The sequence below is a fragment of the Candidatus Komeilibacteria bacterium CG_4_10_14_0_2_um_filter_37_10 genome, assembly GCA_002793075.1.
In the GTDB taxonomy this organism is placed as follows: domain Bacteria; phylum Patescibacteriota; class Patescibacteriia; order UBA1558; family UBA1558; genus UM-FILTER-37-10.
Genome location: PFPO01000022.1, coordinates 1 through 15,774, shown reverse-complemented (window position 1 = coordinate 15,774; position 15,774 = coordinate 1). Strand labels below are relative to the sequence as shown.

General features: G+C 38.1%; 11 protein-coding genes, 1 tRNA gene, 2 rRNA genes and 1 pseudogene. 5 read left to right on the top strand and 10 right to left on the bottom strand.

Annotated elements, in window-relative coordinates; translation table 11 throughout:
- Positions 1–216: 216 nt before the first annotated feature.
- Positions 217–331: ribosomal RNA gene (gene rrf, locus COX77_01290) — 5S ribosomal RNA — on the bottom strand.
- Between the two features lie 208 nt (positions 332–539).
- Positions 540–3,656 (bottom strand): 23S ribosomal RNA (locus tag COX77_01285).
- A 482-nt stretch (positions 3,657–4,138) separates the two neighbouring features.
- Here COX77_01285 and COX77_01280 point away from each other — a divergent pair.
- Positions 4,139–4,735, top strand: a complete 597-nt coding sequence (locus COX77_01280; GenBank protein ID PIZ99542.1) for a hypothetical protein — start codon at positions 4,139–4,141, stop codon at positions 4,733–4,735.
- A gap of 463 nt (positions 4,736–5,198) precedes the next feature.
- On the opposite strand, the gene COX77_01275 is transcribed toward COX77_01280, so the two are convergent.
- Positions 5,199–5,588, bottom strand: a complete 390-nt coding sequence (locus tag COX77_01275) for a hypothetical protein (protein ID PIZ99541.1) — start codon at positions 5,586–5,588, stop codon at positions 5,199–5,201.
- 439 nt (positions 5,589–6,027) lie between these two features.
- Between COX77_01275 and COX77_01270 the strand changes: the two genes are divergently transcribed.
- The 3 genes from COX77_01270 to COX77_01260 all read left to right on the top strand — a co-directional run bounded on the left by COX77_01270 (position 6,028) and on the right by COX77_01260 (position 7,384).
- Complete coding sequence (locus COX77_01270; GenBank protein PIZ99540.1) at positions 6,028–6,456, top strand: hypothetical protein; 429 nt, start codon at positions 6,028–6,030, stop codon at positions 6,454–6,456.
- 1 nt (position 6,457) lies between these two features.
- Positions 6,458–6,853, top strand: coding sequence for a hypothetical protein (locus tag COX77_01265; protein ID PIZ99539.1), 396 nt, complete (start codon positions 6,458–6,460; stop codon positions 6,851–6,853).
- A 66-nt stretch (positions 6,854–6,919) separates the two neighbouring features.
- Positions 6,920–7,384 (top strand): hypothetical protein, encoded by a 465-nt coding sequence (locus COX77_01260; protein ID PIZ99538.1) that lies wholly within the window; start codon positions 6,920–6,922, stop codon positions 7,382–7,384.
- A gap of 63 nt (positions 7,385–7,447) precedes the next feature.
- Here COX77_01260 and COX77_01255 read toward each other — a convergent pair whose 3' ends face one another.
- Positions 7,448–8,266, bottom strand: a complete 819-nt coding sequence (locus COX77_01255) for a hypothetical protein (GenBank protein ID PIZ99537.1) — start codon at positions 8,264–8,266, stop codon at positions 7,448–7,450.
- Between the two features lie 77 nt (positions 8,267–8,343).
- On the opposite strand from COX77_01255, the gene COX77_01250 reads away from it, so the two are divergent.
- A complete protein-coding gene (locus tag COX77_01250; GenBank protein PIZ99536.1) occupies positions 8,344–9,966 on the top strand; it encodes a hypothetical protein in 1,623 nt (540 codons plus the stop codon).
- 514 nt (positions 9,967–10,480) lie between these two features.
- Here the strand turns inward: COX77_01250 and COX77_01245 are convergent.
- The 6 genes and pseudogenes from COX77_01245 to COX77_01220 form a co-directional block, all read right to left on the bottom strand.
- Positions 10,481–10,565: transfer RNA gene (locus COX77_01245), tRNA-Leu, on the bottom strand.
- Between the two features lie 303 nt (positions 10,566–10,868).
- A complete protein-coding gene (locus COX77_01240; protein ID PIZ99535.1) occupies positions 10,869–12,899 on the bottom strand; it encodes a hypothetical protein in 2,031 nt (676 codons plus the stop codon).
- A gap of 92 nt (positions 12,900–12,991) precedes the next feature.
- A pseudogene (locus COX77_01235) lies at positions 12,992–13,405 on the bottom strand (single-stranded DNA-binding protein).
- 440 nt (positions 13,406–13,845) lie between these two features.
- Entirely contained in the window at positions 13,846–14,214 is a 369-nt protein-coding gene (locus COX77_01230; GenBank protein ID PIZ99534.1) for a hypothetical protein, read from the bottom strand.
- Positions 14,215–14,245: 31 nt separating this feature from the next.
- Complete coding sequence (locus COX77_01225) at positions 14,246–14,908, bottom strand: hypothetical protein (protein PIZ99533.1); 663 nt, start codon at positions 14,906–14,908, stop codon at positions 14,246–14,248.
- Positions 14,909–15,201: 293 nt separating this feature from the next.
- Positions 15,202–15,429 carry a hypothetical protein gene (locus COX77_01220; GenBank protein PIZ99532.1) on the bottom strand — a complete coding sequence of 76 codons (228 nt, stop codon included), beginning with the start codon at positions 15,427–15,429 and terminating at the stop codon, positions 15,202–15,204.
- Positions 15,430–15,774 lie beyond the last annotated feature (345 nt).

The following is a 15,774-nucleotide window of genomic DNA, read 5'->3' as shown; positions in this document are numbered from 1 at the left end:
AATAATTACAATAACCTAGAACACTGTGCCCTGGGTGGTAAAACCCCAAATGAGGTATTAGCTAGAGTGCAAAATGTGTGTACCTAAAACAATTTTGACCCCTGGGGTTAATATACGCCCTAATATTAGAGAAAAAGAATTTATTTTTAACCAACCCCTGGAGTTGATTTTGAGAAAAAGAAAAAAGCTCTCTTTTTACAGAGAGCTTTAATCATAAACCGGCAATGACCTACTTTCCCACACCACCAAGGCAAGTATCATCGGCGCTGAAAGGCTTAACTTCCGAGTTCGAAATGGGATCGGGTGTTTCCCTCTCGCTAGAATCACCGGAAACAAATAAACAATAAATTATTTATTTATCTCCGTTGACCTAGAGTTTGGTTGCAGGAAAAATAAGAAATGATAAAACAATAACGCTTATCAAAAAGATAAATACCATTACCAGTTTCACGCTACCTTTTTTAAGTAACATAATCAAACGTAATCTATTAAATGCGCTAAAATTAAGTTGTATTCCAAATCGGAATATTTGGTGGTTACTCGGCTTATTAGTACTCCTCGACTCAATTCCTTACGGAACTTACATCTAGAGCCTATCAAGGTCATAGTCTCTGACCAGCCTGATAACGAATTCTAATCTTGGGATCGGCTTCGTGCTTAGATGCTTTCAGCACTTATCACAACCGAACGTAGCTACCCAGCGATGCCCCTGATAGGACAACTGGTACACTAGAGGTTCGTCCTTCCCGGTCCTCTCGTACTAGGGAAGAGTTCCCTCAAAATTCAACGCCCATAGTGGATAGGAGACCGAACTGTCTCACGACGTTCTGAACCCAGCTCGCGTGCCGCTTTAATTGGCGAACAGCCAAACCCTTGGGAGCTTCTACACCCCCAGGATGCGACGAGCCGACATCGAGGTGCCAAACCACGCCGTCGCTGTGGACGCTTGGGCGTGATCAGCCTGTTATCCCCGGAGTAGCTTTTATCCGTTGAGCTTCCGCCGTCCTATATCGTACGGTCGGATCACTAGCTTCCGCTTTCGCGACTGCTCGGGTTGTCGCCCTTGCAGTAAAGCTGGCTTATGCGCTTGCACTATCTCCCGGGTTTCCATCCCGGAATAGCCAACCTTTGTAAACGCCTCCGTTACTCTTTGGGAGGCAACCGCCCCAGTTAAACTACCCACCAGATACTGTCCACTTACCTGATTCAAGGTCAAGTGTTAGATTTAAAATAGCCTTAGGGTGGTATCTCACCGTTAGCTCCATCCACTCCGAAAAGTGAACTTCAAAGCTTCCCACCTATACTGAGCAAAAACAACCTTAAACCAATACCAAGCTATAGTAAAGCTTCACGGGGTCTTTTCGTCCAACTACGGGTAACCAGCATCTTTACTGGTCTTGTAATTTCACCGAGCTCCTCGTTGAGACAGTTCTCAAGTCGTTATGCCATTCGTGCAGGTCGGAACTTACCCGACAAGGAATTTCGCTACCTTAGGACCGTTATAGTTACGGCCGGCGTTCATCCGCGCTTCAGTTCAGAGCTTGCACCCCTCACCTTAACGTTCGGACACTGGCCAGGCATCAGCCCCTATACTTCACCTTACGGTTTATGCAGGGACCTGTGTTTTTGATAAACAGTCGCTTGAGATCTTTTGCTGCGGCCTCCGTAAACGGAGGCAGTGCTTATCCCGAAGTTACGCACGCTTTTTTGCCGAGTTCCTAAACGAGGATTATCTCGTACACCTGAGGCTTCTCGCCTCACCCACCTGTGTCGGTTTCCGGTACGGTTACCGTTGACTTAAAACTCTTAGAGGTTTTTCTTGCCCGTCTCGCCCCTTAAATTGACCTTGGCCCGAGAGCCGCGATCTTCTGACCGCCATTGTGTTTAATGGTCTTCCGGATTTGCCAAGAAGTCCACACGCTAGCAGCCAACGTCTAAATCATGAAAACGCTTAAAGTTAAAAACGGTGTCCCCCCATCGATCATCAACGGCAGGGCAGGAATATTAACCTGCTCATCCATCGCCTACGCCATTTGGCCTCAGCTTAGGACCGCCTAACCCTGGGTCGATTTGCGTTGCCCAGGAAACCTTGGGTTTTCGGTGGACTGGGTTTTTGCCAGTCTTTGTGCTACTCATGCCAACATTCTCTCTTCCTTAGCCTCCACAGCTCCTCACGGTACTGCTTCAATGACTAAGAAATGCTCCCCTACCACCCCTCAAGCCGAAGCTTGAAGGATCCCTATCTTCGGTAGTTAGTTTAGCCCCGTTACATTTTCGGCGCAGAAACTCTCGACTAGTGAGCTATTACGCTTTCTTTAAAGGATGGCTGCTTCTAAGCCAACCTCCTAGTTGTTTGAGAATTAATACCACCTTTGACACTTAACTAACATTTTGGGACCTTAAATGAGGGTCCAGGGCTGTTTCCCTTTTGACTCGTGAAGCTTAGCCCCCACGGTCTGACTCCCTTAGTATAGAGTACCTGGTATTCGGAGTTTGGTTAAAGTGAGTAAGGTTTCCCTCCTCACCTCATCCAGTGCTCTACCCCCAGGCTCCACTAAGAGGCTAGTCCAATAACTATTTCGGGGAGAACCAGCTATTGCCGGGTTCGATTGGAATTTCTCCGCTATCCACAGCTCATCCCCTAGTGTTGCACGGCTAGTGGGTTCGGACCTCCGCCAGTTGTTACGCTGGTTTCATCCTGTCCATGGATAGGTCACCCGGCTTCGGGTCTTGTACCTGCTGCTAGTTAATTTTTTAGTGAATCCGCCAAAGGCGGACTTACTAAAAAAATAACAATGGCCTGTTAAGCCTCGCTTTCACTACACCTCCCTCTCGTAAGAGTTAGATTTGGCAACAGACACAAACTCGTTGGCTCATTCTTCAATAGGCAGGCCGTCGGGCATTTCCGCCAAAGGCGGACATAGCCCTCCGACTTTTTGTAGACATGTGGTTTCAGATACTATTTCATCCCCCTCACCGGGGTGCTTTTCACCTTTCCCTCGCGGTACTTGTTCACTATCGATCATCAAAGATATTTAGCCTTAGTACATAGTCGTACTTGCTTCCCCCAGGATTTCTCGTGTCCTGAGGTACTCAGGTTAATCACCACAGAGCGATAATTTCTTTTATTTACAGGGCTTTCACCTTCTTTGGCTCCACTTTCCAGCGGATTCAACTAGAAAATTAAACTAGATAAACTCTGTCTCGGATTCTCAAGCTCCAATCGTAACCACCTTCAACGCCTTACTCAGTGCTAGCCTTGAGAGCATTACACCATCACACTAAACAGTTCCGAAGAACTATTTAGTGCCTATGGCTTAACTAGAAGTAAAGTTTAGGCTCTTCCCCTTTCGCTCGCCACTACTTAGGGAATAGAAAGTAATAAAGCGGATAACTGATCAATAAAGATCAGCCATCAACTTTATCACCGTTATTTCTCTCTTTTCCTCTGGGTACTAAGATGTTTCAATTCCCCAGGTCTTCCTCATTAACCTATGAATTCAGTTAATGATGTTCCGCATACACGGAACGGGTTACCCCATTCGGAAATCTCCGGGTCAAAGGTTGCTTGCCACCTCGCCGAAGCTTATCGCAGGCTGCTACGTCCTTCATCGTTCTTTGATGTCTAGGCATCCACCACACGCCCTTATTGTAACCGCCAAATATTCGGATCTAGTTACAACTTCTTTTGAGCGCACAAATAATAGATATATTTAAAAAATTACAAAATTTTTTATGCTGATTATGTTACTTATTGACTTGTTAAAGTCCACTGGTACAAAAAACCGCTGAACGAGCCAAGCGGTCTTACTAATCAAGAAAAAGAGGGCAGTTTTATCCGCTAGACTTATCAATGATTAATAAAGCTTTGCTCATAAAATTTCTCTTCAGAAATTAGTAGTTTTTTGACCTGTTGATAAGCTAATTTCTTTTCCTATCAACAGCTAACCTATTATATGGTAGTCAAAAATATTTGTCAATAGATTATGCTGCGCTAATTTAATAAATGTTTTATTACAAATTTAACAGGTTTTTTAGCAAAAAAAACGCAAAAACATTGACTTATTGCGATAATTGTGTTATCTTTTACTATTACAAAGAATTTTAACAATAGAAATAAATTAATAAGGAGTTGGTCATGGAAACTACAAAAAGTACCGAGGAGCTGTGGAAAGATTTTAACAACACTCATGATTTAGAATTAAAAAAACAACTAGTAATTAACTACTTGAGTATCATATATGAAGTAGTTAATTCCATGACTTGGTTAAAAGATGGGGTTGCCGACCTTGATATAGTACGTTTTGGTGTTGAGGCTTTAAGTGAGACGATTGATCGATTTACTTCAGAAACAGGGGATGGTTTTGAGCTATATGCTAAACACCGAATCAAATGCCAAATTATTGATCAATTAAAAATAATATTTCTTAACCCCCTAAGCATAGCAAGGGGTGATGGTCCAGCGCATTTGTTACCAATAGAACAATATCGCTTAATCAATAAGGTCATCTCACCGACTACTGACCCAATCACCAATCCTGAACAGATTGTTATATTGGATACTATCGCATTATTCAATAAAGAGGAGCGACTAATATTTATCCTTTACTACTACGAGGGTCTAACACATCGGGAAATTTCTACTGTTTTGAATCTCACCATAACGCAGGTTAAAAAAGTTTACTGCGATCTGCTTAGTAAAATAGAAAAATCCTTAACCACTGCTAAAATATAGCGGTGGTTTATTTTTTTATTGCTCAGCAATTTAAAATTATTTTCTTATCTGTTTAACTCCCGCGCGTAAAAGAAAAGATAGAGCTATAATTAAAACAATAGCGATTATAAGTAAGGGGGTAATCATTAAAAATGATCCACCGGAATTGATTCCAAAAAAAGAAAAGATAACAGTATACCCAATCACCAAGATCATGAATAGTACGGCCAAAAAAATCATTAAAATTCCTAATATTTTTGATTTTTGCATAAAGCACAGATATAACTTATTTAGATTAATTTTTTATGGGACATTGATTTATCAGCTAATTAAATTACTAAAATTATTTTTAAAACAATTTTGAACAGACCGTATCGTGCGATGTTTGTCGTAGCGTAGTGGAGGCAAATATGGGTGGCGGTTTTTGTAAAAAAACCGTAACCAGATATACCGTGTTATATGAAATACAGAGAATCGCTGTCGTTCACTTTTTTGGTCTAAGATAGATTAAAGCGAACACATAAAATATCAGCCCTATCATTTCAAAAATAGTTTGTACTTTCTTTTCGGGCCCACCAAGTTGAACAAAATCTATTTTTATGATAATTCCGACACTAAAAACAATAGCGATAATTCCGCTGATGATTATGACATCTAGCGAGTCAATATTCTTGACAGGATCTTTAGCAGTAGAGAGAAATAACAGAACAAGAATTATCGCTGCTAATGCTATAACAGTATCATAATATGGCTGATATAACCCGCTGACATAAAACGGAAAAAGTGTGAGCCCAAAAAAATGAACTGCAGCACCCACGAGGTAATATAGTGCGCCCAAAACTAAAAGTATTTTAAGGGCTTGAATTTTGTTCATAATTATCTGTATTTTATAACACTTAGCGTCCGCGCGTATGCGATGTTGAGAAGTGAGTGAGGGGGGGGTACGACGACGAACGGAATCGTATATGGAGCGTCCTGTTGTGTACATTTTTCCTCTGGGCTTAAGTATAGCAGTTTCTTAAAAGAATTAGAATTTGATTTTTTAGGAAAGGAAATATAGGTTTTTTTGCTCCCGACAAAGCGGGAGTCAAAAACAATTTTAAAAAAAGCCTAGTTTGTCTAGACCCTTATTTTATTTAGAAATTAAATTAAAAATATTCTTTGGCAAAAAGCACTAATACCAATCCCATTGGTATTGTTAGTATGGACTTTGTAAGTAGGCTCATTATTAATGTAAAATTTATTTGACAATAATAATATTTTGGAGCAATATCATACTACGAACATTAACAAATAAACTATGAGGAAAGATCATGAGCAATGAAACAAAAAAAACAGCCAAATTATTGAATGATTTTTTAGCAACACCACTAGCAAGTTCTCTGGCTAAATTAATAAATTGCTACAGCGGTGGTCACGTAAAATATTCTTTCTGTGATGAAAATAATGTTATCAAAACAGTAACTTGCCCACTAGCTAAAGCAATAATTTGCAAAAAGGTTGTTCAAATCGTTTTTGGCCCACCGCTAATAGCTGAGGGTTTTTTCCCAAATGAAGCAACAACATTAAAGAAGGTAGTAGTGAAAAGAATACAGGATCTAAAATATAGCCATAACATCGAAGATCCTTTTTGCCCTATTTTTTTTCAACATAACGGTGGTCGCCAACTTTCACTAACACTATATCCTGCCGGTAATCAAAATATCATTAATTTACAAAAATCGTTAAAAAGGATGGTCTGATATGTCATTAGCAAAAAAGATTGAACGCTTTAATCAAAAACCGTGCCCGGTATATCTGGAAGTTATTTTGGAAGATTTCTTGCATAATGGACAAGTACAAATTATTTGCGGTACTGGCTTCCAGAAACAAGTATTCCAAGGCATGCTCAGTAAAACCACTTGTGGTGATGAACAAAGTTTAAAATTATTATTCGCTTGGACGAAAAATAAATTGTTGACTACTTGGTCAGAAAAAACACCACCCTTACTTTGGGAAATTAAGGCAATTAACCTTCTGCATTGCCAAATAGATAGTAATAATTTTTACCGCTTAATACTAATACAAAAAAGACGCGTCATTAGCCGCCGTTACCAAAAAATTATTATTCTCAAAACTGGCGACCCCTTAATTTTATAACTGCTACAGTTTGTTATTACACTTCATTAAATAATTGATCATAAAAATCACAAGGGAATCTCGTTAATGGATAAACAAAATAGACTTCTTTACCAACAATACCGCTTGTTATTTACCAAATTACAGTTAACACTAGAAAGTGATTTGCCCATTAAGAAACTAAAAAAATGGCAAAAGGATGCTCTTTCAGAGGGGGTCGATTTTTTTCGACAGTTGCTGATCGCTTGGAATGAAGTAAATCAATCACCAAAAAATACTAAACAATCACCGAGTGATCAAACATTTCATTTTCTGTTCCTGCCCGAAGCGATAAGTATTTATCAACAAAAAAAAGTTGAGCTACTACCACTGACTCGTGAATTTGATCAAGAAAAAATCGGATTTCCGAAGTTGATGCGAAAAGCTCAGAGAAATCTTCAGGAAATAATAATCGGCCAAAAAAAACAAATGCGTATTCACTTTGCTCTACAAATCCTGATCAGTGAATTTAAACGACGCCTACAACCAAAATATAAACTCAGAAGCAGTTAAAAATACCAACTGTTTCATTAACCAAAAACCACTCTTAACAAGGGTGGTTTTATATTTTCTCGCTTATTTATTTTTAACAAAATCAGTAAAAAGTTTAATCAAACGTTCCTTTAATACTGGCAACTCAATCTCCTTTGCTAACTTCTCACCGTTTAATACACAGTTACTTCGTCCGGCTCGAGTAATCTTACCCAGCTCTTCAATGGTGATAATTTGATACTTAAAATCAGGATCAACGATCTGTTGATATAAATCAAGAATCTGATGATGGCTTAGGGGACCAGGATTAACTACATTATAAATACCGCTGCGTTCTTTTTTCATTAAATCCTCGGCTACTAGCAGCAAATCTTCCACTATGGTCATCGAGTTTTGTATATCAATTACTTTTTCGTAATGCGTAATCTTTTTCACAAAATTTCTCGGACTATTTAAATCACTATCAATTGGCATTCGCAATCTAAGTTGCAAAACATTAAAATCTCTGAGCAGTTGCTCGCTTAGGGCTTTGGTTAACGAATAAAAACTACCACCAAAGTTCGGCGCATCGTCTTCGCTAAAACCCCGACCACAATTATCGCCTTGATAAACACAACCTGAACCCAGGTGCAACATCCTAACACGTCGCGATTGACAAGCTTTGGCGATTTGTAAAGGCAATAATATATTACCAACAAAGGTTTCTTCGCGATGATCCTCGCACCAATCAATATTAGGACGACCAGTGATACCAGCGCAATTGATCACCCAATTTGGCCGATAGTGATCTATCTCTTTAACTACATCCTGTTCGCTATTAATGAAAACAGAACTCACTACTGAGTCACCAATATAATTTTTAAATTTTTCACCCAAATAACCATTGCCAATAATTAACTTCATGAATATATTTTAATAATCTTAAATTAATATTAAACAAATTTTAAATAATTAGCAATTCATAGCTGGGCTTTGTTATAATGTTATTAATTATGACTTTCAACAGTTATTATAAAAATTGGCTCTCCGGGCTCAAAAAACAAGATCAACTTAAATTAATCATGCAGATTTTGTTATTTTCCTTAGTGTTAATCATTTTTGTTGTTTTGCTAGCGCAAAAAATCAATCTTTCAGCTGTCGATCTAGGCCGGCACATCAAAAACGGTGAATTAATATTAAATGGTAACTGGGAAATATTTAATACCAATTACTACTCCTACACCCATGGTGACTACTTATTTATTAATCATCATTGGCTATCGGGGATTGTTTTTTATTTATTGAACCTCCTAGGTGGTATGACTCTGGTTTCTCTCTTTTTTGTGGCTAATATGCTTGCTAGTTTTCTACTGTTCTTTTATGTAGCTTACAAAAAGAATGGTTGGGAATGGCCCTTATTAATTAGTTTAATCGTCATACCGGTTATTGCCAGTAGGGCGGAAGCTCGACCAGAGGCTTTCAGTTATTTTATCTTTGCTCTTTACTACTATGTACTCTGGCGCTTTGATCAAAACATATCTAATAAAAAGATTCTCTATCTTCTGCCGCCATTAATGCTTTTTTGGGTTAATCTCCATGTTTTCTTTTTTCTAGGCTTATTAACTATTACTGCTTTTTGGCTGAAATACGCCTATGAATGGTGGCTCGCAAAAAATGCCTTATCCCAAACCAAACTTTTTCTTTTAACTAAGGTCGGAATAATCTGTGGACTTATTACCCTGATCAATCCCGCCACTTGGCGCGGAGCAATTCTGCCACTGACCATGATGAAAAATTATGGTTATCAAATATTAGAAAATCAATCATTTTGGTTTTTAGATCGTTTACACATTTACCCACCAAATTTATATTTCAAAATAGTTCTTAGTCTTGCTTTACTATCTTGGTTGATTGTAATTTATTCATTCCTGAGAAATAAAATACTACCAAATATCGCCGATCTTTTTCTCTGGCTTTTTATTACATCAATCTCTTTGGTAATGGTGCGTAATTTCCCACTATTTGGTTTGTTCTCCTTGCTAATTATTGTGAATAATTTTAGTCATCTACCTTTACCAGAAAAAAATAGTAAAACTAATCTAGTAATTACTTTGATCCTTGGCTTATTTATTGTTTTAATCTTACAAGGAAGCAACTATGAATATTGGCAAAGCAGACGAAACAACTTTGGTTTTGGTTTAACACCCGGGGTTAATAAAGCGGCGGAGTTTTATCAATACAACAAGCTCACTGGACCAATTTTTAATAATTATGATGTTGGTGGTTATTTGATTTATCACCTGGCGCCAACAGAAAAAATATTTGTTGATAATCGTCCCGAAGCTTATCCGACTAAATTCTTTACCACCGAATATGTGCCCATGCAAGACAATGAGCAAGTCTGGCAGCAACAACTTGCTAAATATAATTTTAATATTATCTTCTTTAATCGTAACGACTTAACGCCCTGGGCGCAAAAATTCTTAATCGCCCGAGTGCAAGATAATACTTGGGTACCAATTTTTGTTGATGATTATAATATTATTCTTATACGTAACTCTGATCAAAACCAAAAAATAATAAAACAGTATCACTTACCATCAGAAATGTTTTATATTAGATAAACATAAATAGTATTTGTAACGCCCTAAGATAAACAAAAAACACTTAGTAATATCTATCTAAGAGTTTTAATTCTACATACTCTCAACAATCAGCGAAATTATACAAGTTCCGCCAAAGACGAAATAAAACCATTCACTTGGGTTCGATCCGCCACCCGCTGCGCAAGCGCTAGCGTGGCGAGAAGGCGGAGAGATAAGCGCGCGAAGAAAAGGAATATTGCTTGCGAGCTGAGTGGAGTGATTCAGACTTGTTCTGAAGCACGCAACAATAAGTAGATAGACCGATTCAAATCTTTAATAAATGACACGATGTAATAATCTCTAAATGAGTATCTGAGCACATTTGGTCATTCTACATACCCGATGCGATATATTAACAAAAACATTCACTTGGTCTGAATCAAAGGTGCTTTGATGAAGAAAAGTGAATGTTTTAAGAGAAATAATTTATTGAACGGCGGAGTGGATCGAGCTAGACTCGATACACGCAGCTGTGAGATAAATTATGACGTAGTGGTGCTGGGGAGAGGACTCGAACCTCCATCCCTTGCGAGACATGGTCCTAAGCCATGCGCGTATACCAATTCCGCCACCCCAGCTAGTAACGACAGAATAAATTTACCAATTTTTTATTTATTAGTCAATCTGCAAACAAAAACAATGTAACTATTACATTGATAATTTATCTAATAACCACATTGTATATTTTATTAATACAAAGATTTGACTGTTGATAACTTTTGTACTAAACTATTGTTGATATCTCCTCAATTATTTCGCCCGGTAGCCGGGCAGTAGGAGGTATTCCCTTTTTATGCTCCCTCTTTATTAACCTTTCGAGATTGATAAGGAGGGAGCTATGAAGGCAAATTATTTCTCAAGGCATTAACTGCCTTTTTTTATTACATCATTTTCAATTTTGCCGCTACTGATAACACGCCCAAACCTATAGCGCCCAAACCATAACCAAAATAGTCTAATACCCCACCGCCCCTACTATTGGGTATGGAAACTTCTTTTTGCTCTTGGGTGCTGGCAATAATTTCGCTTTCCCGTATTTCAATGTTATTAGCTTGGTAAATAATTACTCTTAAACCGCTCGCAGTTTTACCCACGATCCCTTGAGCTGTGACTTGGTCACCAATTTTTCCACTGGGCCACTTCAAATTTGCCGAACTAGCCAACGCCAAACGTATCTGACCACTACCATCATCGATTATCCAGTTGGCCCCTTTTTTCTGTACCAACTCTCCGGTCACAACAACCAAACCATTAATCAACTCTTCAGTTACCTCACCTGAAGCCAAGACCATGGGCCGGGGTAATTGCCGTGACGCAACTTTAGTAATATCAGCTTGTTGTTTAATATTAATCTTAGCCGTCGTTGTAGTTTTTTTATATTGGCCAGTCACTAAGACTAAATCACCAACGGCAATATTAATAGTTGCTTCACCAAAATAGACTGGCAATCCCTGATCCAAATTAATTTCTCCAGCCAGAGAAACTTCCGCTAAATAAAATGTCTTTTTACTAACGCCATTTGCTGGTGCTACAACAATACCTTTAACGGTAACTACACGACTGCTGGTCAAATCACGCACTTCGCTAATAGTTAACCATTGTTGATTAATATCCTTAGTATCTTCCCGGCTATTTAATACAGCCGCTTGGACACATTCTGGCACTAACTGCTCAACCACTTTGATCTCTCGGGTTGATTCGTGTACAACCTTATTGTCTTGATCGGTTATTATTAATTTTACAATATAGCTATTAGGCTGATTGTATTGATGCTCTGCGGTTGGTCCTTCGCTGGTTTGTCCATCGCCCCACTGCCACGCATAGTGTCCACCGTCTTGATTAATCACTTCGTCATCAACATTAAAACGAATCTTCTGTTGAACATAATATTCATCAACGTTCACCGCTATCTTAACTATTGATGGTTGGGGTATTGTTTCTCCCATATTTACAGCATTGGGAGTTATCTTATCCACCCACTGCCATTCATTATTTTCCTGACGAGAATAAGATAGATTTTCCGATTTTTCATAGCTCACACTATCAATCAACTTACTACTTTGATCATATAAATAAACTTTTTCCGGTGTTGTATTATTTAAAGTTATTTTCGATTGCAGTCGGTAAACGACTAAATAACCACCAGCTGCTAAATTTGTTTGCAAAGTAAAGCTGGTACCACTCTCGTCTTGTAATCGCCAACCAATAAGATTTGCACTGTCAGTACCGACATTATACAATTCAATGAATTCTTGCTCCTCGTCATTGCCAGCTGGATCGGCGCACAACTCATTAATGACTATTTTAATATCTGCACTAATAGGCTCCGGTGGTGTTGGTGGCGGCGGCGGTACTATTGGATCATTATTTATTTCTTCTGGCTGACAATTACAACTATTTTCACCGCTATACTGTCCGGGCGTACCATTAATCTCGCCAGCCTGCCATTGTTCATTAATTAATTCTAATGTTTTGCCATCACCGTTGGCACCTGATGATACTGCATAAGTTACTTGTGCAATCCAATTGCTACCATCATCCAAGCTTAGTTTAATTTCTTCACCGTCATTGCTTAATTTAACAACTGAATCTAGCAACAGACCATTAAAACCTGGATGGTTATTTAAAAAGGTTGTAGCGTCGTCAGCTATCACCGCTACACCCCGGGGCGCTAAAATTGCTTCACCTTGAATAATATTTAGCAGATGTGCCGTACCATCATAAAAACGCCAATCATCATTAATAACAATAGCTGCCGTGCTGGCATTATAAATTTCTACCCATTCGTGTTTATCATCAGTGCCTGCCAAATCATACATAATCTCCGTAAAAATAATATCGCTACTGCTGGCCTGTAAATTTCCTAATGGGTAGAGCAATAAACCGATAATGATAAATGCTTTTAATTTCATAAATATTAGACGATCAATAATCAAAGTATATTAGCCGCGCCGACCCACTAGCTACAGGGTCAAGAGCTAACAAATCGGCGCGTTGACTAATACTAATTTTTAATCTCTTCCAGCTTCACCTCTTCAACAGAAATATCTTCACCCGTTAACTCTTCCGGTTGCTTTTGAGATTTACTACTGTGACCGAGCATAATCAAATTGTTGGCAATAATTTCCGTCATGTATTTTTTTACGCCATTGTCATCGGCCCAACTACGCGTTGCTAATCTTCCTTCTAAATAGACGTGGCTGCCTTTTTTCAAATAACGATTAATAATAGCCGCCAGATGTCCCCAGGCAATAACCGAATGAAACTCCACTGACTCTTTCGTCTTTTTGCTTTTCTGATCGCGCCAGAAATAGTTGGTGGCTAAACGAAAAACTGTCACATCGGTACCTGTTGGCATTTTCTTGGCAATGGGATCGGCTGCTAAATTGCCAATTAAAGAGACTTTGTTTAAATCCATACTGTTTGCACTTAATAATTAAAAAGTTCCGCAAAAGGGGGAGCTTTTTTATTATTAGTCAAAAATAATACTTGACAATTTTTCCTCTTTGACTAAAATAATATCCGCTAACCCTTTTTGAGTTGGTTACTCTTAGGAGCTCGGTTATGTGACCGGGCCCGTTTTATTTTGCTTAAAGTACATTAGTAACAAATTTATTGACACCTGATACTCGCGACGGCTCTGTAATTAATTAATGAAACAAAGATAAATGTTAATTTTCTTGTCCGCTCAATTTCAAAATACATCTCATTACTGCGAAATCTTAGCAGAAAAAAGTTTCTCCGACAAATAAAAAAGAGGCCGCGTTTCTTTGGGACGGGCCTCAGGATTTTTTGGTGGGATTTAAAGAAAGGTAATTTGAGAGGAAATGGGAATTGAGAAAAATTAAATGGAGACTACTACATACAACCGTCTAACTTCAACTCAGCTCGGATAAATTTATTATTTACCAGTTGATTAGCTAGAGCGTGTTGAAATCGTTGCATAGTAACAACATCATCTAATATCATAACGTATTGTTCGTCGCCGTTAAACATTAAGTAGTAATCTTCCGGGTCGTCTTCAATTTGTTCTTCTTCAGCATCGGCTAAGCCAATATCTTCGAATTCATCAAACGGATCATACGATGGTTCGACAAACTCTACTCGGCATCGATCGTTTTTGTTTAAACGAGACTCTTCTTCTTCTAATCCAAGTTCTGGATTTAGAATTTCTTCTTCACAGAACCTAATCTGTGTTTGTTCACGAACAGAAAAACCTTTTGCCATAATCGCTCCTGATTTATTGTGTATTGATAATTTAATGTCCGGTGTAGGTGTTAACAATTTTCTGAACGGCATTGCTATGCAACGCCCTATTTAATGCTTGACTCCTTAAAAACCATTTCGCTAATAAAGTAAGGTCGCTTACAATTTTACTTAGCAAACCAAATAACAATAACCAGGCGAGTATAAATACCACTGCAATCATTAATCCGAAAAACAATCCATGCGCAAATCCAACTATTACTCCAAAAATCAAACCATAACTAATCACTAACAAGGAGGCACGTACAAATCCAGATCTAAATATCATTGCTAACCCTGTAAAAAATCCAATAGACAGTCCGAATATACAAGAAGCTATTATTGGAATATCAAGACTAATGTCCACCACCATTGCTGATCCGACAACTGATCCCATGGACAACCCGCTCTTAATCCACTCTTTTTTATTCTTATCAAAAGCAAAATAATTTTGATAAGCATAGCAAGATATAATGAATACTACACCCATGGCAATCACATTGTGCCACCAGTAAATAGCAAATGGTAAAACAATGACGTCGTTTCCAATTAATGGCGCTGTTGTTTGGACTAGCACTAAATCTTTCAATAATACATAAAAGATTATTGTTAAGAACGTCGCAGTTGCTGGCCAAAGAAAATATAACCGAAAAAAATTAACTTCTGTTTTTTCCATCTCCGTAATCCTTTCTTTAATTGTTCATGTACTAATTTCTTCTCCAAAACCAAAAAGTTATTTTATGATTTTAGAGAAGATGGTGAAACGTATTTATTGGTCTCACCATTTTAACTCTTTTTTGAGTTGAGCTCAAGCTATCTTTTTAAAAGACACCTCGGTAAATTGCGATCAGCGCCATTAGTGCGATAAAGGCTAAAGCGCCCACGAGATTAATAATTGTAATATCCTTAAAGAATTTACGAACATCTTTATCTTCCATTCTATTCTCCAATTTTATTTTGCAAAACAAATTATTTTCGCCAGGAACTTGGTATGGAGCATAATTGGAAAAAACCAATTAATAACAGTTGGTAACCACCAAGACACATTCCAACGAATGAGCCAGGCAGCCAAGAAAGCGCTGCGCCTTCAAATATTCCAAAGGTAACCGCTGAATAAAAACCAACGATCATAATTCCGACAACCATTACAACCAACGATAACAAAAGTGTTTTTATTGTTATTAACACTGTTTTCATTTCAACTCCAAATTATTTATGTACTAACTTCTTCTCTAAGACCACAATTTATAATTATAATCTTAGAGAAGTTGTCTGAGCGTATTAATTGCACAACCAACATAATTCTATTTTTGTACTAATTTTTTACTTAGCTAAATACAGTTATGACCTGCACTATCAATACGATGCCGATGGCTAACAAACCAACTGTGATTACTACGCCTAAGTATCTAAATGCTTTTGCTGATTTTGCCATGGTTGCTTTCCTTTTTTTGTTTGAAAAATAGTTTTGAAGGTACTTTTACTCTTCTCTCAACCAACTAACAACTTAATTAGCTGAGAGGAGAGCTTCCGCCTGTGGCG